The organism is Pseudovibrio denitrificans JCM 12308 (genome assembly GCF_001310815.1).
Taxonomy (GTDB): domain Bacteria; phylum Pseudomonadota; class Alphaproteobacteria; order Rhizobiales; family Stappiaceae; genus Pseudovibrio; species Pseudovibrio denitrificans.
Map to the genome: position 1 here is coordinate 283,703 of NZ_BAZK01000007.1, position 23,368 is coordinate 307,070.

The 23,368-nt window shown below is 53.6% G+C and carries 21 protein-coding genes; 14 read left to right on the plus strand and 7 right to left on the minus strand.

The genetic code is table 11. The annotated features are described in order from the left end of the window. From cobA to JCM12308_RS11540, 9 genes are read left to right on the plus strand one after another with little or no spacing between them, the layout of a single operon-like run. Window positions 1–807: a uroporphyrinogen-III C-methyltransferase gene (cobA, locus tag JCM12308_RS11500; RefSeq protein WP_083417343.1), complete on the plus strand. Its 807-nt coding sequence runs from the start codon at window positions 1–3 to the stop codon at window positions 805–807. Next, on the plus strand, window positions 800–1,171 hold the full coding sequence (locus JCM12308_RS11505) for a c-type cytochrome (RefSeq protein ID WP_008549007.1): 372 nt from the start codon (window positions 800–802) through the stop codon (window positions 1,169–1,171). Before cobA ends, JCM12308_RS11505 begins: the two co-directional genes overlap by 8 nt. Further along, a complete protein-coding gene (locus JCM12308_RS11510) occupies window positions 1,168–2,349 on the plus strand; it encodes a cytochrome D1 domain-containing protein (protein ID WP_054783800.1) in 1,182 nt (393 codons plus the stop codon). Before JCM12308_RS11505 ends, JCM12308_RS11510 begins: the two co-directional genes overlap by 4 nt. A gap of 55 nt (window positions 2,350–2,404) precedes the next feature. Then, window positions 2,405–3,403 carry a siroheme decarboxylase subunit beta gene (ahbB, locus tag JCM12308_RS11515; RefSeq protein ID WP_008549039.1) on the plus strand — a complete coding sequence of 333 codons (999 nt, stop codon included), beginning with the start codon at window positions 2,405–2,407 and terminating at the stop codon, window positions 3,401–3,403. Next, on the plus strand, window positions 3,400–3,888 hold the full coding sequence (locus JCM12308_RS11520; RefSeq protein ID WP_054783801.1) for an Lrp/AsnC family transcriptional regulator: 489 nt from the start codon (window positions 3,400–3,402) through the stop codon (window positions 3,886–3,888). Before ahbB (JCM12308_RS11515) ends, JCM12308_RS11520 begins: the two co-directional genes overlap by 4 nt. Beyond that, window positions 3,885–4,460, plus strand: coding sequence for a siroheme decarboxylase subunit beta (ahbB, locus tag JCM12308_RS11525; RefSeq protein WP_008548901.1), 576 nt, complete (start codon window positions 3,885–3,887; stop codon window positions 4,458–4,460). Before JCM12308_RS11520 ends, ahbB (JCM12308_RS11525) begins: the two co-directional genes overlap by 4 nt. Further along, the gene (gene nirJ, locus JCM12308_RS11530) at window positions 4,396–5,610 is read left to right on the plus strand and encodes a heme d1 biosynthesis radical SAM protein NirJ (protein ID WP_054783802.1); all 1,215 of its coding nucleotides are present in this window, start codon (window positions 4,396–4,398) and stop codon (window positions 5,608–5,610) included. The genes ahbB (JCM12308_RS11525) and nirJ overlap by 65 nt, the downstream gene beginning before the upstream one ends. Next, a complete protein-coding gene (locus JCM12308_RS11535) occupies window positions 5,585–7,186 on the plus strand; it encodes a nitrite reductase (RefSeq protein WP_244271881.1) in 1,602 nt (533 codons plus the stop codon). The genes nirJ and JCM12308_RS11535 overlap by 26 nt, the downstream gene beginning before the upstream one ends. Further along, window positions 7,143–8,042, plus strand: coding sequence for a CbiX/SirB N-terminal domain-containing protein (locus tag JCM12308_RS11540; RefSeq protein ID WP_208609205.1), 900 nt, complete (start codon window positions 7,143–7,145; stop codon window positions 8,040–8,042). Before JCM12308_RS11535 ends, JCM12308_RS11540 begins: the two co-directional genes overlap by 44 nt. Before the next feature lie 76 nt (window positions 8,043–8,118). Here JCM12308_RS11540 and JCM12308_RS11545 read toward each other — a convergent pair whose 3' ends face one another. Then, complete coding sequence (locus tag JCM12308_RS11545; RefSeq protein ID WP_014284877.1) at window positions 8,119–8,769, minus strand: peroxiredoxin; 651 nt, start codon at window positions 8,767–8,769, stop codon at window positions 8,119–8,121. A 98-nt stretch (window positions 8,770–8,867) separates the two neighbouring features. Here JCM12308_RS11545 and JCM12308_RS11550 point away from each other — a divergent pair, with 98 nt between their 5' ends. Beyond that, a complete protein-coding gene (locus tag JCM12308_RS11550) occupies window positions 8,868–9,776 on the plus strand; it encodes a LysR substrate-binding domain-containing protein (RefSeq protein WP_054783804.1) in 909 nt (302 codons plus the stop codon). 34 nt (window positions 9,777–9,810) lie between these two features. Here JCM12308_RS11550 and JCM12308_RS11555 read toward each other — a convergent pair whose 3' ends face one another. Continuing rightward, the gene (locus JCM12308_RS11555) at window positions 9,811–10,530 is read right to left on the minus strand and encodes a Crp/Fnr family transcriptional regulator (protein ID WP_208609206.1); all 720 of its coding nucleotides are present in this window, start codon (window positions 10,528–10,530) and stop codon (window positions 9,811–9,813) included. Window positions 10,531–11,180: 650 nt separating this feature from the next. Between JCM12308_RS11555 and JCM12308_RS11565 the strand changes: the two genes are divergently transcribed. Further along, a complete protein-coding gene (locus tag JCM12308_RS11565; RefSeq protein ID WP_014284881.1) occupies window positions 11,181–11,606 on the plus strand; it encodes a GNAT family N-acetyltransferase in 426 nt (141 codons plus the stop codon). A 41-nt stretch (window positions 11,607–11,647) separates the two neighbouring features. On the opposite strand, the gene JCM12308_RS11570 is transcribed toward JCM12308_RS11565, so the two are convergent. Further along, on the minus strand, window positions 11,648–12,133 hold the full coding sequence (locus tag JCM12308_RS11570; RefSeq protein WP_054783806.1) for a hypothetical protein: 486 nt from the start codon (window positions 12,131–12,133) through the stop codon (window positions 11,648–11,650). Window positions 12,134–12,475: 342 nt separating this feature from the next. Between JCM12308_RS11570 and JCM12308_RS11575 the strand changes: the two genes are divergently transcribed. Further along, window positions 12,476–13,555 carry a helix-turn-helix domain-containing protein gene (locus JCM12308_RS11575; protein ID WP_054783807.1) on the plus strand — a complete coding sequence of 360 codons (1,080 nt, stop codon included), beginning with the start codon at window positions 12,476–12,478 and terminating at the stop codon, window positions 13,553–13,555. A gap of 44 nt (window positions 13,556–13,599) precedes the next feature. Here JCM12308_RS11575 and JCM12308_RS29695 read toward each other — a convergent pair whose 3' ends face one another. Together JCM12308_RS29695 and JCM12308_RS32250 are read right to left on the minus strand one after the other, a co-directional pair. Next, entirely contained in the window at window positions 13,600–14,679 is a 1,080-nt protein-coding gene (locus JCM12308_RS29695; RefSeq protein ID WP_208978476.1) for an aminotransferase class V-fold PLP-dependent enzyme, read from the minus strand. Beyond that, complete coding sequence (locus tag JCM12308_RS32250) at window positions 14,676–15,254, minus strand: aminotransferase class V-fold PLP-dependent enzyme (RefSeq protein WP_208978477.1); 579 nt, start codon at window positions 15,252–15,254, stop codon at window positions 14,676–14,678. Before JCM12308_RS32250 ends, JCM12308_RS29695 begins: the two co-directional genes overlap by 4 nt. Before the next feature lie 608 nt (window positions 15,255–15,862). Between JCM12308_RS32250 and JCM12308_RS11585 the strand changes: the two genes are divergently transcribed. Together JCM12308_RS11585 and JCM12308_RS29705 are read left to right on the plus strand one after the other, a co-directional pair. Continuing rightward, a complete protein-coding gene (locus JCM12308_RS11585) occupies window positions 15,863–20,356 on the plus strand; it encodes an ExeM/NucH family extracellular endonuclease (protein ID WP_208978478.1) in 4,494 nt (1,497 codons plus the stop codon). Further along, window positions 20,290–20,523, plus strand: coding sequence for a hypothetical protein (locus JCM12308_RS29705; protein WP_208978479.1), 234 nt, complete (start codon window positions 20,290–20,292; stop codon window positions 20,521–20,523). The genes JCM12308_RS11585 and JCM12308_RS29705 overlap by 67 nt, the downstream gene beginning before the upstream one ends. A 440-nt stretch (window positions 20,524–20,963) precedes the next feature. Here the strand turns inward: JCM12308_RS29705 and JCM12308_RS11590 are convergent, their stop codons facing one another. Both JCM12308_RS11590 and JCM12308_RS11595 read right to left on the minus strand, forming a co-directional pair. Further along, window positions 20,964–22,280, minus strand: coding sequence for an HlyD family type I secretion periplasmic adaptor subunit (locus tag JCM12308_RS11590; protein ID WP_054783808.1), 1,317 nt, complete (start codon window positions 22,278–22,280; stop codon window positions 20,964–20,966). Beyond that, a partial coding sequence (locus tag JCM12308_RS11595; protein ID WP_128647380.1) for a type I secretion system permease/ATPase occupies window positions 22,273–23,368 on the minus strand: 1,096 nt, incomplete at its 5' end. The genes JCM12308_RS11595 and JCM12308_RS11590, both read right to left, overlap by 8 nt.

The following is a 23,368-nucleotide window of genomic DNA, read 5'->3' on the forward strand; positions in this document are numbered from 1 at the left end:
ATGAGAGGCATTGGTAAGGTCAGTCTGATCGGCGCAGGACCGGGTGATCCGGACCTCCTCACTGTTAAAGCTCTGAAGCGTATTCAAGACGCTGAAGTTGTTGTTTATGATCGTCTGGTTTCTCAAGAAATTATGGATCTGGTTCCTCCTAAGACCGCGCTTTACTCAGTTGGGAAGAAGCCGAAGAGCCATCCAATTCCTCAGGAAGAAATCAACCAGTTGCTTGTTGATCTCGCCAAAGAAGGTAAGCGCGTTGTGCGCTTGAAAGGCGGAGATCCATTTATTTTTGGCCGCGGCAGCGAAGAAGCTGCTGAACTGGTCACAGCCGGTGTCGAGTACGAAGTCATACCGGGCATCACAGCTGCGCAAGGCTGTGCCTCAAGCCTCAACCTGCCACTCACGCATCGCGGTCTAGCAACGGGGCTGCGTTATGTAACCGGGCATTGCCAGAGAGATGTACCCCTCGATCTGGATTGGGCCAGCCTTGCGGACCCTAACACCACCCTTGTGATCTACATGGGTCTGGCCGCGATCGCAGAAATCTCCACCAAGCTGGTGGAGCACGGCATGCCAGCGGATATGCCAGCGGTCGCGATCTCCAAGGGCACCACGTCGGAAGAACAGAAAGTGTTTGGCACACTCACCACAATCGGTGAGCTGGCCAAGGCAGCCAAGCTGCCAGCACCAACCCTGTTCATGATTGGTGATGTCGTGGGTCTGAAAGAAACTCTGGAACTGCCTGAACTTACCGGCAGCGAAGGAAACTGGGGTGAGAAAAGACCTCACCTGGAGGTAATCAATGGCTAGGACAGAGCGGATGGCGCAAAACCCGCTGCGTTCTTTTCTGAAGGCCGGGTTGCTGGCGCTTCCGTTACTGACTGGAGTGCCAGTTGGAGCTCTCGCCGATGAAGAGGCTCTCAAGATCATCGATCGCGAAAAGCTGACAGACTTTGTGCAGCAGGACTGCGGGTCCTGCCACGGTCTGACGCTCGAAGGCGGTCTGGGCGGGCCAATCCTTCCGGAAAATCTGGAACATATGGACGCTGATGTCATTCAGGAAGTGATCCTTGGTGGATTGCCGGGAACGGCGATGCCTCCTTGGCGCGGCTTCCTCAACGAAACTGAAGCAGCCTTCATTGCTGAAGGTCTGAAAACAGGAGCATTCAAGTGAAGACGTTATTTGCTGCCGCAGCTTTAGGTGCGGGTCTTTTATTTGCTTCTGCAGCCAGTTCTGACGACCTGCGCGCCACGGGCGATCTGGGTCTGATCATCGAACGAGCCACAGGAACAGCCCTGATTGTTGAAAGCACAGACCGTACTGTGTTGGCGCAGGTGGAAGGGCTGGGCAACCTCTCGCACGCTTCCGTCGTGTATTCCCGTGATGAGCGCTATGCCTATGTGTTTGGTCGTGATGGCGGCCTGTCCAAAGTGGACATGCTCACTGGCAAGCTCGTCGGTCGCGTCATGCAGGCTGGTAACTCCATCGGAGGTGCTATCTCCGATGATGGCAAACTGATCGCTGTTGCCAACTACAAGCCAGGCGGCGTGAACGTGTTTGACGCAGATACTCTGGAGCTTATCTCCGAAGTGCCTGCAATCTATGACGAAGAAGGCAACCAGTCCAAGACCATCGGTCTTGTTGATTTGCCGGGCCGTCGCTTTGCTTTCTCCCTTTGGGATGGCGAACAGACCTGGATCCTTGATTACTCCAAGGGCCTGAAGCCTGAAGTCACCAAACTCACCGATATCGGCGTCTTCCCATACGATGCGCTGGTGACCGGTGATGGCCGCCACTACATCGTTGGCCTGTTTGGCGAAGATGGTCTGGCGCATGTGGACCTTTGGAAAGAGCCGCTGAAAGTCGAGCGCATTATGGACGGTTACGGCAAGGGTGAAGAACCTCTGCCAGTCTACAAGATGCCTCACCTTGAAGGTTGGGCGAAAGCCAACGGCATGTTTGCACTGCCAGCAATTGGCCGCCACGAGGTGCTGTTCATGGATGAACGTGAGTTCACCGAAGTGGACCGTGTCGCCGTGCATGGCCAGCCAGTGTTTGCGATGGCGCGTCCTGATGGTCGCCAGATCTGGGTAAACTTTGCGCCTCCACATAACGACACCATTCAGGTGATCGACATTATGGACCGCAAGATCATCAAGACCCTGAAGCCAGGACCGGGCGTGCTGCACATGGAGTTTACTCCTCGTGGCGAAGAAGTCTGGATGTCTGTTCGCGACAAAAACGAGATCCACGTCTACGACACAACGGATTTCTCCCTGAAAGAGGTTCTGCCAGCGGAAAAACCAAGCGGCATCTTCTTTACTTCACGTGCACACCAGCTGGGGCTTTAAGTCCCGGCTTTCCCAGGGCGGCGGTGGCCGCCCGAGCGATTGGGGAGTTTGCGATATGAGCGCACAGCTGAGTGATATTGATCTCGTATTGGTGGACAAGTGGCAGCATAATTTCCCACTTGTTCCAAAGCCATTCAATCTCATAGCCCGGGAAACCGGGGTGGACGCCTTGGATGCGATCAGCAGTTACGAACGGTTGGTGGCAAATGGCGTTATCTCGCGCATTGGTGCTGTGCTGGCTCCGAACACAGTCAGCGCGAGTTGTCTGGCTGCGGTTTCTGCGCCTCCACACTTTGTGGAAACCGCGGCACAGATCATCAATGATGAGCCGGGGGTCAACCATAACTACCTGCGTGAAAATGACCTGAACATCTGGTTCGTGGTTGTTGAACGAGACCGGGCGACCCTGGAGGCTACACTTGACCGTATAGAACGGACCACCAATCTCGTGGTTCACGCTTTTCGGATGGAAAAGGCTTTCCACCTGGATCTGGGATTTTCTCTGACAGAGCAGCGGTTGGAAAAGAAAACCCCGGTGCTCCCACCTGTCGACATGTCAGTGCTGGAGCCGGGTGACATTGGACTGCTTGAGAAACTCTCTGACGGCATTCCGCTTTCAGATCGCCCGTTCCTGCGCATTGCGTTGAAGCTGGGTCGTTCGGAAACCTCCGTTCTAGAGCGCCTCAAGATACTGCAGGATGCTGGCATCATTCGCCGCTTCGGTGTTGTCGTGCGGCATCGCTCCATTGGTTACAAGGCCAATGCCATGTCTGTCTGGAACGTGCGCGATGAGCATATCGATGATGTCGGTGCCATGTTCTCTGCCGATCCGATGGTGAGCCTTTGCTATCAGCGCAACAGAGAGATGCCGCTCTGGCCGTACAACCTTTACACCATGACCCACGCAAACAGCCGTGAAGAGGCGCTTGAGGTTATCAATCGGCTTTCCACCATGGCCACGCAGCACGTGATGAGCAGCGATGTGCTGTTCTCCACCAAGTGCTTTAAGCAGCGTGGTGCCCGTCTTGCCTACAACGCTGGAGTAAGCGCATGAGCTCAGACATTGCTCATTTGAACGAACCGGCGCGAGTGCATCTGGATGATTTGGATCGCAAGCTGATCAATCGCCTGCAGGATGGCCTCCCAGTCGTCTCCAAGCCGTACGCAGCCGTCGCCGAAGAGCTGGGCATTGAGGAAGACGTGCTTCTGAAACGCCTGCAATGGCTGCTAGAGACGCGCATCCTGACCCGTTTCGGTCCGATGTTCGATATTGCCCAGATGGGCGGTGCGTTCTGCCTGTGCGCGATGGCTGTGCCAGAAGAGCGCTACGACGAGGTGACCGAGCAAGTGAACTCGCTGAGCGAGGTGGCGCACAACTATGCCCGTGATCATGAACTGAACATGTGGTTCGTTCTGGCCACGGAAACCCCTGAAGAAATTGAGACTTGCGGGAAACGCATTGAAGAGCTGACAGGCATTCCTGTTCGGTTGTTCCCGAAAGAACGCGAGTTTTTCATTGAGTTTAAGGTCCCGGCATGAGCACGCATAATTTTGAAGAATTCTCTGAATTTGATCGTGCTCTGGTCGCAGCGCTGCAAGAAGGGTTGCCGCTGGTCTCCGAGCCTTATGCGCAGATTGCGAGCCAGCTTGGCGTAAGTGAAGAGCTGGTGCTGGAACGCGTTGCATCCATGAAAGAAAACGGTGCAATTCGTCGTATCGCAGCTGTGCCAAATCATCGCGCCCTGGGCATGCGTGCAAATGGAATGTCCGTCTGGAATATCGTTGATGAAGATGTTGAGCGTATTGGCCAAATTATGGGCGCGCTTGACTTCGTTTCCCACTGTTATCAGCGCCCCAGATGGATGCCCACATGGCCTTACAATGTGTTCGCCATGGTGCACGGAAAAACTCGCGAAGAGTGCCTGACTTTAGTCAAGGAAATAGAGGCTCTCGTGGGTTCATCATGCAAGGGACATGACGTCCTGTTTTCGACAAAAACCCTGAAAAAAACAGGACTTAGACTTCGTCGCAGAGGGGAGAGCCCGCGTGTTTCGTCTGACCCATTATCTCAAAGCTCTAGCGGATCCGTATCCACTTCCACCAGCGCGTAAACCTGCTGGACCGGTCGTAATCTGGAACTTGATCCGCCGTTGTAACCTGAAGTGCAAGCACTGTTACACAACCTCAGGCGATGTAGATTTTCCCGGCGAGCTTTCAACAGAGCAGGCCTATGAGGTCATTGATGACCTGAAAGGCTTCCGCGTACCGGTCATCATCTTCTCTGGTGGTGAACCGCTTATGCGCCCGGATATGCTGGAGCTCTCGGCACATGCCAAGCAGCTCGGCTTCTATACCGCCTTGTCCACCAACGGCACGCTCATCGATAAAGAGATGGCGCGCAAGATCGGCACCATCGGTTACGATTATGTTGGCATTTCGCTGGATGGCATCGGCAAGGTGCATGATGACTTCCGTGGCATGGATGGCGCGTTTGACCTATCCTTGCAGGCTGTTCGTCACCTGCGTGAGGAAAACGTGAAAGTTGGCCTGCGCTTTACGCTGACAGAAGACAACGCTGACATTCTGGATGACTATCTGGAGCTGTGTGACCGCGAGAAAGTAGACAAGATCTATCTGTCTCACCTGGTGTACGCAGGCCGCGGTAACAAGAACCGTGGTGAAGATGCGCACCTGAACGTGACCCGCAAAGCCATGACCCGCCTGATTGAAAAGGCCTGGGAGGATGTGCTGGCTGGAAGCTCCAAAGAATACGTGACCGGCAACAACGATGCAGATGGCATTTTCCTGTTGCAGTGGGTGCGTGAGAACATGCCGGAGAAGGCAGGTTATCTGGAAGATATGCTTGAGCGCTGGGGTGGCAACGCTTCTGGTGTAAACATCGGCAACATCGACAACACCGGCAAGGTGCATCCGGACAGCTTCTGGTGGCACTACACCATCGGCAACGTGAAAGAGCGCAAGTTCTCCGAGATCTGGCAGGATGTATCTGATCCTGTGATGGCGGGCCTGAAGCAGACACCGCGCCAGATCAAAGGCCGCTGTGGTTCTTGCCAGTACTTCAACATCTGTAACGGCAACACGCGTGTAAGAGCGCTGCAGCTGACCGGCGATCCTTGGGCGGAAGACCCATCCTGTTACCTGACGGATGAAGAGATCGGCCTGGAGGATACAAACCACCAGCGCGTTGAAACAACACCATTCCGGGGAGCTCGTCATGAAGCCAAACACGTTTATGCCTAAACTCGCCGGTGTTTTATTGGCAACCTGCATGCTGGCAGGTGCTGCTGAAGCGCGTGGTAAAAAACTGGAACTTTATCCGGTTTCCGATGCCACCAAAGGCACCTATCAGGAACTTTGCGCGGAATGCCACGGCGGTGACCGTCTCGGCGGCATTGGCCCGGCACTTCTGCCGGAAAGCCTGAAACGTCTGCGTGCAAGTGCTGCGGCGGCCACCATTAAGGAAGGCCGCGTTCACACCCAGATGCCTGCGTTTGGTGATCAGCTGAACGATCAGCAGATCGCGGATCTGGTGAACATGATCAAAACCCCGCTCGGCGCAATGCCAGTTTGGGGTGAGAAGGAAATCATGGAGACACGGATCTTCAATGAGGATTACAAGCCCGTTGAAAAGCCAGTCTACGAGTCCGACCCGCTCAACCTGTTCGTGGTGGTGGAAACCGGCGATCACTACGCTACTGTCATGGATGGCGATACTTTTGAGCCGCTAACCCGCTTCAAAACCCAGTTTGCACTGCATGGCGGTCCTAAGTTCACACCGGATGGGCACTATGTGTACTTCATGTCCCGTGATGGCTGGATTACGAAGTACGATATGTGGGCGTTGAAGGTGGTTGGCGAAGTGCGCGGCGGTATCAACTCCCGTAACATCGCGCTTTCACGCGATGGCAAGCACATCGCACTGGCAAACTACCTGCCGCACTCTTTAGTGATGCTGTCTGCTGAAGACCTGTCCGTTGAGAAGATCTTTGATGCAGAGTCACTGGGCGGTGAAACCACACGTGTTTCTGCGGTCTATCAGGCTCCTGAACGTGACAGCTTTGTTGTCGCCATGAAGGATACGCCTGAGGTTTGGGAGGTCTCAACCAATCCGAACGCTGAACCGGAGTACGATGCTTACGTTGATGCTGATAACTACGGCAAGGATGGTGCGAAACCAACTTCAGAAGGTCTGTTCGCTCTGCGCCGCATTCAGGTTGATGCGCCGATGGACGACTTCTTCTTTGACCAGTCCTACAAGCACCTGATGGGGTCTTCCCGTGACGGTAAGAGTGGTGTCGTGGTTGATATGGATGAAGGCTCCACCATCGCCAAGATCGATCTGCCTGGCTTCCCGCATCTGGGCTCCGGCATCAGCTGGGAATGGGAAGGCAAGCCAGTGATGGTGACCCCGCACCTGCGTGAGAGCAAGATTTCTGTGATCGATATGTCCAACTGGTCCGTATTGAAGACACTCGATACGGCTGGACCGGGCTTCTTTATGCGATCTCACGAAAATTCCAAGTACGCTTGGGCGGACGTGTTCTTTGGTCCAAACAAGGATCAGATGTACGTGATCGATAAAGAAACGCTTGAGATCGTTAAGACGCTGAAACCGCTCCCGGGTAAAACCGCTGCTCATATCGAGTTTGACCGTGATGGCAGCCACGCCATTCTCTCCATCTGGGAGAATGACGGCATGATCATCATCTACGACGCGAAGACGCTTGAAGAAGTGAAGCGTATTCCAATGAGTAAGCCATCTGGAAAGTACAATGTCTGGAACAAGATCACCTTCTCCGCTGGTACAAGCCACTAGCGATCTGGCACTTGTTCTTGCTGCTCATGGCGATTTGGGCGGCAAGGGCGCCGACAATACACCAGGCCACGTGCGCCTGAAGAATGCTCTGGCGCCTTTACTGCCCGAACTGGATGTGGTGAGTGGGGTGATGAAAGGGACCCCACCGCTGCAGGAAGTGGTCGAAATCCTCCCGCATGAGCGTGTGCTCGTGCTACCTCTCCTCTTAAGTAACGGCTACTTCTGCAAAACTGTCCTGCCTCGCAGATTGGGGCTGGACCGGGACCACCAACAACAGAAAGAAGGTGAATGGCAGAATCTGAACCGAAGTGGGCAGTACATCAAGCTGTTACCCCCGCTTGGTGTATTGCCTTTCCTACCTGATCTGGTTTCCGAGAGCATTCAAAGTACGCTGGCACCAAACAGCAAAAGTACCTTGATCAAACCGGACCTTGACAGGGAAGTAATGATTGTCGCCCACGGCTCCACGGTTGGGCCGGAATCACGGCTATGCGCACTTCAACTCAAGGACCAGCTGGAAAGCCGTTACGGCTATAAAAACCTGCGCGTTGCGTTCCTCTCCGAGGAGCCTTTTGTCGAAAAAGCCGTTCTCACGCTCTCTGAAGACGCGATTGTCGTTCCGCTGTTCGCCAGTGGTGGTCTACATGGCCATGACGATATTGCTGAAATGATGAAGAGCGCGCCTTCTGGCTGCAAACTTGCCCCCGTCATTGGCTGCGAACATGCACTGGCTCAACATATTGAGAGCTATTTGCATGAAACGGTACTGGTATCTGGCGCGAAACAACCCCTTGCAGCCTTAACCGGTAACACACCTCCGAAAGATGGAGCGGATTACGGGCGAAGAGTTTCCTAGAACTCCAAGTACGGCGAAATTTGGGGCTTAGGTTCAGGCAGATAAAACGCCTGAACCTCTCAGCATGTTGCCTGCCTTAAACAGCCATGTCTTTCTTGGAGAAGTACCAGTCTACATAGTCGTAGCCGGCAGACTGGCGGTTTTTTGCTTCTTCAAGAGTTGCTGGGGGAGGCACGATGACCTGATCTCCCGGCTGCCAGTTTTCTGGAGTGGCGACCTTGTGTTCCTCTGAAGTTTGCAGCGCTTTTACCAGACGCAGGAACTCATCTACAGAGCGTCCGTTGGTCATCGGATAATACACCATAGCCCGCAACACACCTTCAGGATCGATGATGAATGTAGCTCTGACAGCAGATGTGTCGGAAGCGCCCGGTTGGATCATGCCATAGGCTTTAGCGACCTCCATGGAGAGATCAGCGATGATCGGAAACGGCACGTGCACGCCAAACTTCTCTTCAATGTTCCGCGCCCATGCGATGTGGGAGTAGTGGCTGTCAATGGAGAGACCCAGCAAGGCTGTGTTGAGTTTTGCAAAGTCATCTGCAGCGTTGGCGAAGGCTATAAATTCGGTGGTACAAACCGGAGTGAAATCAGCTGGGTGGGAGAAGAGGATCAACCATTGCCCTTTGTAATCACTCAATGATTTGACGCCATCGGTTGTTGGCGCGGTAAAATCTGGAGCTGGTCTGTTAAGCTGTGGCAGTGTGATCATGGTTTCTTCAGTCATTTATTTTCCTCAAACTCATTTGATTTGATAAATGCAAGTTAGCGATCTAGAATAATTAGTAAAATTGATTTATTAGAAAACAGTAATCTGGAAAATCTATGAGTCATCTCCCGAGTTTGCGGCAGTTAGAGTTTCTGGTTGCGTTGGTGGAAGAGCAGCATTTTGGTCGTGCAGCTGAGAAATGTAATGTCAGTCAGTCCGCATTGAGCACAGCTTTGAAAGAGCTGGAGCAGAACCTAGGTGTTCATCTGGCAGAACGAACCAAGCGATCCGTCACCATTACGCCTTTGGGCAATGCGCTGGCAGACCGAGCGCGTCGTATTCTGCTTGATACGAGGGCTTTTGTAGATTTTGCCTCAGCAAACTCCAGGTTTCTGGCTGGTGATTTGAAGCTAGGTGTCATCTCAACAGTTGGGCCATACCTTTTGCCCGGTCTCATGCCGCACCTGCGCAAGAAGTTTCCGGAGCTACGCCTCTTTATTAAAGAGGGAATGACCAGCGATCTGCTCTTAGCCCTGCAAAATGGATATCTAGATGCAGTGTTACTGGCCCTACCATTCGAGATTGGCGACCTTGCTTATGAGACATTGTTTGAAGATGGCTACAAGCTGGCCGTTGGCCCAGACCACCCACTTGCAAAACTGAAGCATGCAGACGGGGCGGACCTGGAAGGTACCCGGATGATGCTGTTGGAAAAAGGGCATTGTTTACAACAGCATGCCCTTTCCGCATTTACTCCAATCGGACCTGTACAAGACAGCAGCTTTGAAGCGACCAGCCTTTCCACATTGGTTGGTATGGTGGCAGAAGGGCTTGGAACAACGCTTCTGCCTGACATAGCAATCAAGGCCGGGCTGACCGACAAGTATGATCTTCATCTCGTTGATGTTGACAAGGCACTGCCAAGAAAAATCACGCTTACGTGGCGAAAAAGCTCACCACGTGGAGAGGAGCTAAAACAGCTCGGAGAATTCATAAAGCAAATCTACAAGGGGCAGGAGACCTGACCCGGACACCAAAATCAAAAAGATGACTTCCTGCCTAACCGTGGCTTGAATGCATAACGACTGTGCGTTCCTGTTCTACGAGTGTGCGCAGAGCCTGAACGTTTGAAATGATAGCCCGGTTCTGTTTGACCTCAACGCCGTAGCTTTTCAGCTTCTGGAAGGCGCGGGACAGACTTTCCGGTTTCATCCCTAAACGGCCAGCAATCAGAGCTTTATCGTATGGCAGTACCAGTGTGCAGGAACCGGCAGGTTCGGAGCTAAGGTTCAGAAGGAACTCAGCCACTCGCTGTGCACCGGTGTGTGTTTTCAGGCCTTCGATCTGCAGCACGAGCTGGTGCAAGTGCATGGATAGAGACGACATCATTGCCAGCGCGATGTTTGGATCAGCTGCAATAGATTTGGCCAAATGGGCAACAGGAATACAAAGCACAACACTATCAGTGACTGCTTCCCCGGAAGCTGGATAGTTTGAGTTTGTAAAGGCTGCTCCTTCTGCGAAGGTTTGCCCGCGGGTGAATACCCCTACAACGGCTTCATCGCCGCTGCTTGTCGCGCGAAAAACTTTGACCCATCCTTCCAGAACGATAAAAAACGCGTCTGCTTTATCATCCTGAAAAAATATCATCTCACCGCGCGAGACAGATTTCTTAGTGGCACCCCGAAGCAGCTGTTCTCTTGCCTCGGTACTCAACCGTTTAAGCAAGGGAATTTCAGCGAGCTTCTCCACTTCACTGCTAACTATAGTAGTAGACATTTTTACAGACCTCTCCCACGATCAGCACAATCGTACTGTTGCGTAGATGAAGGACGTTGATCTAACGCAAGTGTTTTTGCGCAATCGGCATCTTGGAGTTGTCCTCTTGAAAACAAATGGACCTAACGAAAATCAAAGGAGCTAGAGAACTCATGGGATTAGGGTCCATTTATGGTAAAGTTTTCGCGTCGTGGCGAAACTTGCCTTTTTGGCTCAAATATATGTTTAAAACTGTCTCCGGGAATATTTTTTGCCCGATGTTGACTGTGAAACAGAGCCTTCTCGATGGTGAAGACGCGTCCGGAATGGGAAACGGGCATCGGTTGCGTCTTCACCATCAAGTCCCTTTAGCACCACAGACTTTCCGGAAATAGAAAGATGCAACGCACACGTGTTATCCGCGCAACAGGTGTGCAGGAGAGGGTGTGATGGGTGATCCTGCTGGCTTGACACTGGGCGCGATGAGCTTAACGTGAAAGCTCCTGAAGTGTCTCAGAGGAGTTTTGATGTCCCGGATCTGAGGGTTCGCAAAAAGAACCCCTATGCATGTTTCTAACCTTAAGACCGCATGATTTCGCGCGGCTGGTTTCGCATGCCTTTAATTCTCCGAACATCATAGGCCGCTCAGCGGCATTCTTCAGGATATTCCAATGATCCGTAAATTTGAAACTCGTGACACCGAGGCCATTGTTGACGTCTGGCTGAAGGCCAGCAAGTACGCGCATACCTTTTTGAGTGATGCGTTCCTCGCAAATGAGACCAACAACATCCGCAATATGTACCTGCCATCCGCTGATACATGGGTGGTGGAAGCAGACGGTTCTGTCGTCGGCTTCATCTCGTTGCTGGGCAATGAAGTGGGCGGACTGTTCGTGCATCCTGACTTTCACGGGCGCAAGCTCGGGAAGGCACTGATGGATCAGGCTGTTTCTCTCCATAGCAGCGTCGAGCTGGAAGTCTTCAAGCATAATCCCATTGGCCGCCGCTTTTATGCGCGCTACGGCTTTGAGGAAATGCATGAAGCCTTTAGCGAAGAAACACAACAGCCCGTAATCCGGCTCAAATACTCGGCTTAACAACAAAAAACGAAGGAGAGGGCGAACAGCTCTCTCCGGTTCTAGCGTTTGGCTTTGCGTTCTCCAAAGAGCACTGAGAACACAAGGGCCATCACGATTGCCATGCCGACGTGGCCGACGAATGAGGACTGGGTATAGGCGCCAAAGTCCATCATGAAGCTTCTGCCGATAAAGGGCGCAAGCATGCCCTGCGCGATGTACCAGAGCAGCACACCCGCCACGACGCCGGCAATCAGGAACTTCAGTCTGGTCATCAGATGCACTGCCAGTATGGCCACAGGGAAGGCGATTGCACCCACTGAAAAGTGGATAGCAAACGCTGCACTGTAGGGAATGGACAGCCCAAAGAGTTTGGATGTGAGTGCGATTACGAGATTGGCAGGTTCCAGTACAGGGCCAAACAGGATTGGCGAGACGAACCACGCATATGCTTCAAAAGCGAGCTCGCCGACAACACCTGCCAGCACGACGGCGGGCAGGAGAACTCTGAGAGAGTGGGAGCTGGCGGCTGACGACTGCAGGGGCATGGGTGATCCTTCGAAGGCTCAAGGGGGAGTGGGGAGCTCTCCTGAAGGTGTGCCCTGAATAGGGCTGCTACAAGGCTGAGGCTTGCATCTCATCATCACAATAATTTCAGCAGTGCGCGAGCATCTGCGAGGTGTGGCAACACACCAATGCCAGAATCGGTGGTTGTGCCATCGTCATGCATCAATGCAAGAAACTCAGGAAAAAAACCAGATTTGGCGCAATCTCAAACAAAATGCACATTGATCTGGACGCTGCGTCATTGTTTGCAACGCACCTGGAGATGTATACAAATGGAATAAGGTTTTAGTAAAAGCACGTATTAAGTGCATGACTTTACGAGGATGCATTTCTTGGGAGAGGTGGATCTCAAAAAAGGAGTTCAGCCAACGGAGATTTCGCAGCCTATTCCTCAGGCTGTGTTTTCTGTCGATGGTGTGGCTCCCGATGAGCGCTTCTCTCTCTGGAAAGAGAGCATTTCCTTCATGTTTCAGGTGGAAGCAGACCATGCCGTCAGGACGGATGATTTCACCGCTGAAGTTGATGCTCACATGTTCGGGCAAATTGTTCTGGCCCGGACAAAAAGCAGAAAACAGTTCTGGGAACGGAGTGAACTGACCATCGCAAGAGATGGGATGGACCATTTCATGATCCAGTTATTTGAAACCGGCGACATGTTCTATGAGCATGACGGCGCACAGCATTCTGTTGCACAAGATGGCCTTATCATTTTTGATTTAGCCAGGACGTCAAAATCCTGGACCAATACATTTTCAAACCTGTCCCTGATTATTCCCAGGGAGTTGCTTGAACCGAAGCTGGTTTATCCAGATGGGCAGCATATGAGGAGATTGCCCGCCTCGCAGCCCATGGTTCAGCTTCTGTACAGTCATATTAAAACGCTGAAAGAGTTGTCGGATCAGCTCAGCCTGTCTCAGGCAGCTGATGTTAATCCGGCAACTCTCTCTCTTGTTGCCGCATGCCTCAACAGCACGGCGGATGGTGTTGTTATTTCAGATGCCAACAGTCATGCCGCGCAGATCATGCTGGCAAAACGCGCAATCAATGAAAACCTGTCGAACCCAGCGCTTACGCCTGAGGTGGTGGCCTCCAAGGCAGGCATTTCGCGGTCCAAACTCTATGAAATGTTCCGCAGCTATGGAGGGGTAAAGAGCTTCGTGCTGGAGCAGCGACTGAAAGGTGCCATGATGGCTCTTATCAGCAACAGCAATGCTCATCGTTCCAATGCCGAAATCGCCTTTTCCTTCGGCTTTGCATACGAGAGCACCTTTAGTCGTGCCTTCAAGAAGCGTTTTTCCATGACACCGACAGAAGCCCGGAACTCCGCAGGCGTTGCATGGACACACGCTGCCGACATGCCGGATATTGACCGGCGCTACGAAGACTGGGTCAAGCGCCTGTAAGAGCAACAAAGGCGCTGCAGATATCGCCAGCGCCTTCCAGTTTGTTAAGCCACAGCCACGTCTTGTGGGCGGACGAACCAGCGCAGTTCCTCCACCTTTTCAGGCTGAACCACATTGTAGCGTTGCTCTGCACCGTGTGTGCGCAGCAGTTCGGTTTCTGCGGCTTCCATCGTCTCAGAAAGTGATGGACGATCTGACTTTGGTGCCGGGGCTGGCATCGCGGTGAAGTCGAGTGTGTCGAGGGATGCTGCGAGCTCGGCTTTGTGGTTTTGATAGCGCCAGACAGCGCCATTTGGATCAAACCGATAGAACGGCAACAGCTTCCAACCGTGTTCAGCAACCAGTTCAATGGCGCGGACAAGATACTCGAAGGTTTCCTCATCAATGAAGTAGTTGAAGTTGAGGCGGATCCAGCCCGGGCGCAGGATCATATGGCCTTCAACCAACTGCTCTTCCAGCGCCTTGCTGTAATGCATATCCATGCCCAGCAGAGCGTGACCATAAGGGCCAGCACAAGAACAGCCGCCACGCGCCTGAATACCGAACAGGTCGTTGAGCAACGCCACGATAAAGCTGTAGTGCAGGTCTTTGCCTTTGTGGGTGATCTTGAGCGAGGTGATAGACAGGCGCGGCGCCTCAGTGTTGCCGAGGATCGCAATGTTCTCGCATTTTGACCAACGCGCCACAGCCCTGGAAACAAAGCTCTCTTCCCGTCGTTCAATCTCGTCCGTTCCAACCGCTTGCTGAAGCTTGAACACGAGGCCGGCGCGTACGGATTCCACGATGGCAGGTGTTCCGCCTTCCTCCCTGCGCTCAGCATCAGCCACATAGCGGTGATCTTCCGGCGTTACGTACATCACGGTGCCACCACCCGGCATGGCTGGAACGCGGTTCTTGAGGATTGCATCACTCACAATCAGCACGCCCGGAGTACCCGGTCCGCCGACAAACTTGTGTGGTGACAGGAAGATAGCGTCTTTGGAGCTGTCTCCCTCTTCCGTTACTTCGCCCGCCATATCGATGCCCACATACGGGCCTGCTGCCGCGTAATCCCAGAAGGACAGAGCGCCGTGTTTGTGGAGCAGGCGCGCAACGGTGTCGACGTCGGTTTTCACGCCAGTCACGTTGGAGCTGCTGAGAAACTGCCGATTTTAAGGGGGCGATCTGCGTACTTGATCAGCTGCTTCTCAAGATCGTCCAGACAGACCTGTCCGCCCTCACAAAGCGGAATGGAAACCACGTCTGCGATACTCTCGCGCCATGGCAGCTCATTGGAATGATGCTCGTAAGGACCGATGAAAACAACGGGGCGTTCTTCTGCTGGAATTTGCTGCTCAAACTTGTAGCGTGCGCTCAGGTCGGCAGGCAGTTTCAGGTTGAGAATGTCGATCAGCTTGTGGATCGCAGAAGTTGCACCGGAACCGCAAAATATCACTGAATGATCGTCGTTCGCGTTCACCGCAGAGCGGATTTGCTGGCGGGCTTGCTCGCGCAGAGCTGTGGTCTGCGCACCGGTGTAGGAGGTCTCTGTGTGAGTGTTGGCATAGTAGGGCAGCACGTGATCGCGGATGTAGTCCTCAATCATGCTCAAGGAACGTCCTGACGCTGTGTAATCCGCATAAACCAATGGCTTACGACCAAACGCTGTGGTGATGGCCGCGTCCTCACCGATCACCGAGTTTCTTATTTTATCGATCAAATTACACATGCTCGTCCCGCTCTTTTCTGCCGCCTCTTCAGTTTTTGGTTCTGATGAACCCTCTCCAAGTTCATCTCGTTTGCTGAAAAGATCTCATATAAGAAACTACATGCTATAGATAATAGTCAAGTTAGAAAATGATACTCCAAATGAGATAATATGTAGAATAAGAATGGATTTGCTCAAGCGGTAAATGAAGACCGTCAAAAACCCACCAAAAAACGTAATTTTGATAATTAAATTTTAATTGTATCTATGGATTCGCAGTGCAGTTTTGCGATATGTGAGTCGCGCAGAGGCCAAACAGGGCTGAAAAGTATCCCAGGTTATGCACAGCACTGGGTAATCTTTCATCGCGACGACATAGATATGCAACGCGAAGTTGAAAAAAATTTCACAAAAGAAAATATTATTCGAAATAATATGCAAAAAGTGAAAAATTGATCAATAGCGCCTTTACGTCACCCCTGACATCGAGAAAACTAGCGATGCATGCTGCAGAAAATTATTCGGGCATATTGCAAAAATAAACGTTCGCCTTGGCTCCTGGCTCAAACTGGGAGGGGAGTGGCGAATACGGATAAGATGAACTGTAACGGGGTTGATACATGTTCAATTTCTTTCCTCGATTTAACTTCTACTCGATCAACGTAAAATTCGGCACGTGGTGGGATGACGTCATCAACGGCACTGATGGCATTGATTGGGTTTGGGGTTTCAACGGTAACGATACCATCTCCACATATGCAGGAAATGACTGGATCCGCGCAGGTAAGGGCAATGACCTTATTTTCGCTGGTGACGGCAATGACCGCATCAGCGCAGCTGGTGGCGACGATGTCATCCATGGTGGTGCTGGCAATGACAGCATCAATGGTGGTCGTGGTTTCGATACAGCCGTTTATGAAGGCTCAATCGACGATTACTCATTCCAGCAACGTGGTGGCTGGTGGAATCCGAAGACCAAAGTCATCGCAAACGACGGCTCTGAAAAAGACACCTTGATGAATGTTGAGGCGGTCTACTTCCAGGCTGACGATTACACCTACTATCTGGATGGTCGTAACAACGAGATCCGCGCTGGTGAGGATGCAGTTGCATCCGGCGATGAAGGTCTGGTTATTGACGCAGCAACACTGCTGGAAAACGACAAGGATTACGACGGCGACACCCTGTCTATCACTGGCGTTTCTGCAACCAGCACATCCGGCGCTACTGTTTCTCTCGAGAACGGTCAGGTCTCTTATAACCCAGGCAACGTGTTTGACAGCCTGCGTGAAGGTGAGACCGCTGAAGATACCTTCACCTACACAGTTACCGACGGCAACGGCAGCACCAAAGACGTCACCGTTACTGTAACCGTGACCGGTTCCAATCAGGCGCCTGTTCTGTCTGTGGCTTCCGAGGTTTCCATTGCAGAAAACACCACTGAAGTGGCAACTGCATCCGCAACCGACGTAGACAACACAGATCTCACTTACTCCGTTTCCGGTACTGATGCAGACCTGTTCGAAATCGATGCTGAAACCGGTCAGCTGAGCTTTAAGACAGCACCTGACTTTGAAGCGCCTGCAGATGCAGATGGCGACAACGTTTACCATGTTGAAGTCACTGTAACCGACGCTGACGGCGGCACCGACACGAAGAGCGTTTCCGTTACTGTTGAAGACGAAAACGAAGTAACCCGTGATGTCATCGCGTTTGACATGGTGGATTCTCAGAGCGAAGGTCTGGTGAGCTTTACCAACAACGCGCCTGACTTCTCCAGCGTTGCTGATGGCTTTGGCAAGTTCACCGCAGACAGCGCACCGTTCTCACTGGTCGACTCTACCAATGGCGGCTTTGAGAATGACGTTCTGGGTATCATTGATGAATCCACCAACTCCGGTGAGTTTTTCGGTGTAACTGACAGCATCAACGGCGATAACGACGGCGAACTGACTGCGTCATGGACCTTCAACATTGCTGGTTACAAAGATCTTGGTCTTTCCCTTGATCTTGGTGCAATGGGCGACTTTGAAGGCACAGACACCTTCGTGATCCGCTATTCCATCGATGGTGGCGAAGAGCAGGTTCTGTACTCCTTCACATCTGACAATGACGGCGCTCAGACCTACACCCTTGCCAGCGGCAAGACTGTTGATCTGGATGATCCGCTCACCGATGCGGACGCAGGCATTGTGCTGACCAACCAGCTGCAGACCCTCGTGTCTGATCTGGAAGGCACCGGCTCTGAGCTAACGATCAGCATTGAAGGTAAGTCTGACGGCGGTTCTGAAGCCTTTGCAATGCAGAACCTGAAGATCCTGGGCAACCCTGCAGTTGTGCGCGAAACCTTCGCGTTTGACATGGTAGACTCTCAGAACGATCGTCTGATCGAGTACACCAGCACTGCGCCAGATTTCTCCAGCGCAGCAGATGGCTTTGGCAAGTACACTGCCGGTGATGCACCGTTCTCCATGGTCGACTCCACCAATGGCAGCTTCGAGAATGACTCAATTGGCGTTATCGATGAAGCGACCAACACTGGCGAGTTCTTCGGCCTGGCTGATACCGTCAACAATGACAACCCAGATGGTGACCCGCTGGTCGCAACCTGGCGCTTCGACATTTCAGACTACAGCAACATCAGCCTGTCTCTGGATGCCGGTGCAATGGGTGACTTTGAGTCCGATGACATTGTGACCATCCGCTACTCCATTGACGGCGGTGAAGAGCAGACCCTGTTCTCCTTCACATCTGACAATGATGGCGCACAGACCTACACTCTTGCCAGCGGTAAGACTGTTGATCTGAACGACCCGATGGTTGAAACCACATCCGGTCTGGTTCTTACCAATGAACTGCAGACGCTGATGGCTGATCTGGAAGGTTCTGGCTCTGAACTGACCATCACCGTTGAAGGCTCTGCAAACGGCAGCGATGAAGCATTCGTGCTGCAGAACCTGAAGCTGGAAGGCGATACAACAGGTGGCGGTGGTACCTCCACAACCTACGCAATTGCGGCTGAAGCTGACTCCAAAGCTGAAGGCGACAGCGGCGTAACCTCCTTCGAGTTCACCGTGACCCGTGATGGTGATCTGTCTGAAGCTGGTACTGTTGACTTTGCTGTTGGCGGCGACGTTGATGCAGCTGACTTCGGTGGTACTCTGCCATCCGGCAGCATCGAGTTTGCAGCTGGCGAAACCACCAAGACCATCACAGTCAACATCACTGGTGATGAAACAACAGAACTGAGCGAAGCTCTGACCGTGACCTTGAGCAACCCAACCGGTGGCAAGATCACAACGAAGAGCGCAACCAGCACCGTTGAGAACGACGACACCGCGCCTACTCTCATCTCCACCATTCAGGGTGAAGGTGCAGAATCCGGCATGGTTGGTGAGTTCGTTTACGTGAGCGCGCTTGTGACCCGCCTCACCAGCAATGGCTTCTACCTTCAGGAAGAAACCACTGACAGTGATGGTAATGCAGCAACCTCTGAAGGTATCTTCGTTTACACCGGCGCGGCTCCAACCGTTGCAGTTGGTGATGCAGTGTCCTTCGGCGGTACAGTTGCTGAGTTCGGCGGCCAGACCCAGCTGACAAACATTGCTGATCTGAACGTTCTGTCATCCGGCAATGAACTTCCAGAATACATGCAGGTGCTTCTGTCTCCGACAAACCAGAACAACCTGGAAGCTCTGGAAGGCATGCGCGTCAGCATTGCTTCTGGCACAGACGATGCTCTGACAGTCATCGAAAACTTCAATTTCGACCGCTACGGTCAGATTACAGTTTCTGCTGGCTCCCAGTATCAGGCAACTCACCTGTATGATCCGCAGGACGAGCTGGACCAGATCATCGAACATCAGGAAATGAACCAGAACAACCGCATCCTCATCGATGATGGTTCTTCTGAGCAGAACCCTGATGAGTTCACGTATGTGCCAGTGACTGCTGAAAACGGCGACAATGGCAACGGTTACCTTGACAAGGACGACGACTTCTCTGCTGGCGCAACTCTGCGTCTCGGTACAGAAATCGATGCTCCGATCGAAGGTGTTCTGACAGAAGGCTTCGACGGTCATACTCTGGTTGTTGATGGTCAGCTGTCCATCGATGAGAGCACCAACTCCGGTGCACGTCCTGAGCAGCCTGCTGATGTTGGCGGTGAGCTGAAAGTGTCCAGCTTCAACGTGCTGAACTACTTCACCACCCTTGGCCAGCGCGGTGCGAGCACCGAAGCAGACCTTGCTCGTCAGACGGACAAGATCGTCAAGGCAATGCTTGATATCGATGCGGATGTCTTTGGTCTTCAGGAGTTGGAGAACAACGGCTTTGATGATGCATCTGCTATCAGCGCTCTTGTTGATGCCCTCAATGCGGAACTGACCGCTCAGGGCCGGACTGATGAGCTGTACACCTTCGTGAACCCGACTGATGGGGCTCCGATTGGGTCAGATGCGATCACTACCGGTATGATCTACCGTCCAAGCAAGCTGACTGTCATCGAGACAGAAACCTACACCTATCAGGAATCAAGTGCAGCTACGACTTACGCAATTGCGGATCGTCTGCAGGAGTTTGCTGATCGTTCATATGTAGGTGACTTCCAGCGTAACCGCCCAACCGTTGCAACCACCTTTGAGGATGCAAACGGTGAACGCTTTACCCTTGCCGTCAACCACTACAAGTCCAAAGGCCCAAGCGGTCTGAGTGATCTGGTGGAAGACATTCAGGGCAAGCTGGATGCAGGTACCATCCCGGCTGCTGATGTTGCTCAGGTACAGGCAGATCTGGATGCTCTGATCGCTGATCCAAACTACGATCAGGGTGACGGACAGGCGTTCTGGGCTCAGGCACGTGAAGACGCAGCAAAAGAGCTGCATGAGTGGCTGAGAACTGATTACGCAGGTGCGGGGCTTGATCCGGATATCCTCGTGATCGGTGACTTGAACACTTACGGTAAAGGCGACTCCGTACAGGAACTGATCGAAGGCGGTGACATGACCGATCTTCTCTCTCAGTACCTGGGCGATGAAGCTACAGCTTCGTGTTTGATGGTCAGCGCGGTTCTCTGGACCACGCTCTGGCATCCGACAGCCTTGCTGAACAGGTGACTGGTCTTGCTGAGTGGCACATCAACGCTGATGAGCCAGACCTGCTCAGCTACAATAGCCGCTTCACCGACGCTGGTTTCTACAACGACGACCAGTACGGCGCTTCTGACCACGACCCACTCATCATCGGTCTGGACCTCAGCAGCCCAAGCGAAATGCTGGTTTAAGTAAAAAAGAAGGCTCTCGCGAGTATGCGAGGGCCTTTTACAAGAACAGAAAAGCGGCTCCCAGAGCCGCTTTTTTATTGGCTAAATGAAAGTCACTCCCAAAATCAGGGAGATAAAGATCGCGATGTTTGGTGGTAAGCTGGGAGCTCTTTGAGGGTGAAAGCAGCTGTGTTGTGCCAGCCAATGCATCGGACAAGATAGGCTTATCCGACTGAGGCAACAGCCTTGCCCTCAAACCGGAGGTGATGGGATGAGGTTATTCCCCATTTCACTCACGCTTAAAATGAAAAAGACTCGGAACAGCTGGCTAATGCAACTCCGAGTCTCTTTTGGTTCTTAAGCAAAAGGGAGGGGACCTACGGTTCCCTTCCTACTCCGGCATTTTAATCCTCACGACCTCAAAAATCAATGAAGCCGCCCTCCGAGGAAGTAAGGGGGCCTTACTTCTCCTTGAGTGCGTGGGCGATTTGGTCTTGCAGAGGTTTTACGAAGTAGGAGAGGACGGTGCGTTCGCCGGTTTGAATGAAGCCTTCGACGGGCATGCCGGGAACGAGGGTCTGGCCGTTCAGCTTTGGCATCTCGCTTTCCAGGATCTTCAGGCGTGCCAGATAGAACGGCTCGCCGGTGACCTCATCACGGGTCAGGTCCGGGGAGACGTTGAGCACGGCAGCGCTCAGCTCCGGTGTGGTGCGCTGGTCAAAGGCGGCGAGGCGTACATAGGCATCCTGTCCAACCTGCAGCTGGTCCACATCGATGGGCTGAACACGGCTTTCGATCACCAGTTCGCTGTCTTCCGGCACCACCAGCATCAAGGTATCTCCCGGCGCAATCACGCCGCCCACGGTGTGAACCGCAAGCTGGTGCACGTAGCCGGACTGTGGTGCACGGATGTCGATGCGCTTGAGGCGATCTTCAGCGGCAACTTCCTGTTCTTCCAACTCAGCAATCTGGGAGCGAATGGTCTGCAGGTCAGAGAGCACCTTTTCAAGGAACTCCTCATCCAGCTGCAGGATCTGCACGCGCTTTTCGCTGATGGCTTCCTTGGTCTGGGCGATCTGGGAGATCAACCCGCCGCGGTCACCGATCAGCTCGGCGCGTTCGCGTTTGATGGCGGTGACCTGAGAAGCGTTGATCAGGCGCTTTTCTAAAAGTGAGGAGAAGTCAGAAAGCTGCTGGGTGACCAGATCGATGCTTTCTGCCTTGGCATCGCGCTGCACCTGCAGGCCTTCAATCTGCTGCTCCAGCTGAGCAATCTGCTCGCCAAGCTGTTTCTTGCGGCCCTTGATGCCTTGCTGGCGGGCGTCAAACAGAGCCTGTTCGCCGTCTAGTGCGGTGGCAGCGATCTCGTCAGTCTTGGCCAGCTCAACAAGAGTTTGCGGGAAGATCACACGCTGTTCGCGGCGCCATTCGGCGGAAAGGCGGGCTTCCTGAGCCTGCATCTGGTGCAAGCGCTTGCGGGTGATGGCAAGGTTGGCTTTGACCACGGTCTCATCAAGACGGAACAGCACGTCACCGGCTTTGACCTCGTCGCCGTCTTTGACGAGGATCTCACCGACAATGCCGCCTTCCTGATGCTGGACCTTCTTGGCCTGACCATCGACCGCGATGGAGCCGGAGGTGATCACCGCGCTGTTGATCTTGGCGACAGAGGCCCAGCCTCCAAGGCCGAGAACCAGAACGCCCACAAGAGCGATACCCCAGCGCAGGTGTTTCTTACGAGAGGACTGAATGGAGGAAAGTGTTGTTTGCTCAGGCATGTGGCACCACGCTCAATGGTCCTGTTTTTGCTGCCGCAGGCGCTGGCTTGGCGCCGGGGGCGGGGGCACCGGCTGGTGCAGGCACGCCGGTTGGGGCGCTGATTTTTGGCAGGACTTCTTCTTTCGGGCCAAAGGCGGCCTGCTGGCCATCCTTCACAACAAGCAGCAGCTCAACGGCTGAGATCGCGCTTGGGCGGTGCGCCACAACAATCACGATGCTGCCGTTCTGGCGCATCAGCTTGATGGCGCGGGTCAGGGCGGCTTCGCCTTCTGCATCCAGATTGGAGTTCGGCTCATCCAGCACGATCAGGAACGGGTTGTCGTAAAGCGCGCGGGCCAGACCAATGCGCTGACGCTGGCCGGCAGACAGCAGAGCACCGCCTTCGCCAACCTGTGTGTCATAGCCATCTGTCAGGCCGGTCACCAGCTCATGCACATTGGCAAGCTGAGCCGCTTCGAGAATTTTCTCGTCATTGCGCTCAGGCGCAAAGCGCGAGATATTTTCAGCAATGGTGCCGTCGAACAGTTCCACATCCTGCGGCAGGTAGCCGATGGCGGTGCCGAGGCGGTCCTCAGACCACTGGCCCAGCTCGGCGCCATCAAGGCGCACGGAGCCGCGATGGATTGGCCAGACGCCCACAAGCGCGCGCACCAGACTGGTCTTGCCGGAACCGGACGGGCCGATGATGCCCATGCCATCTCCGGCCTTGAGCTCAAAGTTGACGCCAGCCAATGTGACGGCGCGGGCACCTGGAGGGGCTGTTGCGATCTGCTGCACATTGAGGGTCTTGCTTGGCAGAGGTAGTTCGGTTTCCGGTGCGCTCTCATCCAGACCTTCCAGCGCTTTTTCCAGACGGGCGCGGGCCTGACGGGCAGCGATGAACACGCGCCACTGGCCAACGGCCTGCTCAACAGGGGACAGAGCGCGGGAGGTGATGATGGAGGCGGCAATCATGACGCCCGGAGAGACTTCCTGCAGGATCGCCAGCCAGGCGCCAACAGCCAGAACGGCGGAGCCGAGCAGGAAGCGGAAGGCCTTGATGGCGGTGGCAAACAGGGAGGCGCGGTCACCGGCTTTGGTCTGGGCG

Excerpts from the sequence above, each read along its gene's own strand:
- cobA (WP_083417343.1), top strand. The coding sequence starts at position 1 with ATGAGAGGCATTGGTAAGGTCAGTCTGATCGGCGCAGGACCGGGTGAT.
- JCM12308_RS11505 (WP_008549007.1), top strand. The coding sequence starts at position 800 with ATGGCTAGGACAGAGCGGATGGCGCAAAACCCGCTGCGTTCTTTTCTG.
- ahbB (WP_008549039.1), top strand. The coding sequence starts at position 2,405 with ATGAGCGCACAGCTGAGTGATATTGATCTCGTATTGGTGGACAAGTGG.
- JCM12308_RS11520 (WP_054783801.1), top strand. The coding sequence starts at position 3,400 with ATGAGCTCAGACATTGCTCATTTGAACGAACCGGCGCGAGTGCATCTG.
- ahbB (WP_008548901.1), top strand. The coding sequence starts at position 3,885 with ATGAGCACGCATAATTTTGAAGAATTCTCTGAATTTGATCGTGCTCTG.
- JCM12308_RS11535 (WP_244271881.1), top strand. The coding sequence starts at position 5,585 with ATGAAGCCAAACACGTTTATGCCTAAACTCGCCGGTGTTTTATTGGCA.
- JCM12308_RS11540 (WP_208609205.1), top strand. The coding sequence starts at position 7,143 with ATGTCTGGAACAAGATCACCTTCTCCGCTGGTACAAGCCACTAGCGAT.
- JCM12308_RS11545 (WP_014284877.1), bottom strand. The coding sequence starts at position 8,769 with ATGACTGAAGAAACCATGATCACACTGCCACAGCTTAACAGACCAGCT.
- JCM12308_RS11550 (WP_054783804.1), top strand. The coding sequence starts at position 8,868 with ATGAGTCATCTCCCGAGTTTGCGGCAGTTAGAGTTTCTGGTTGCGTTG.
- JCM12308_RS11555 (WP_208609206.1), bottom strand. The coding sequence starts at position 10,530 with ATGTCTACTACTATAGTTAGCAGTGAAGTGGAGAAGCTCGCTGAAATT.
- JCM12308_RS11565 (WP_014284881.1), top strand. The coding sequence starts at position 11,181 with ATGATCCGTAAATTTGAAACTCGTGACACCGAGGCCATTGTTGACGTC.
- JCM12308_RS11570 (WP_054783806.1), bottom strand. The coding sequence starts at position 12,133 with ATGCCCCTGCAGTCGTCAGCCGCCAGCTCCCACTCTCTCAGAGTTCTC.
- JCM12308_RS11575 (WP_054783807.1), top strand. The coding sequence starts at position 12,476 with ATGCATTTCTTGGGAGAGGTGGATCTCAAAAAAGGAGTTCAGCCAACG.
- JCM12308_RS11585 (WP_208978478.1), top strand. The coding sequence starts at position 15,863 with ATGTTCAATTTCTTTCCTCGATTTAACTTCTACTCGATCAACGTAAAA.
- JCM12308_RS11590 (WP_054783808.1), bottom strand. The coding sequence starts at position 22,280 with ATGCCTGAGCAAACAACACTTTCCTCCATTCAGTCCTCTCGTAAGAAA.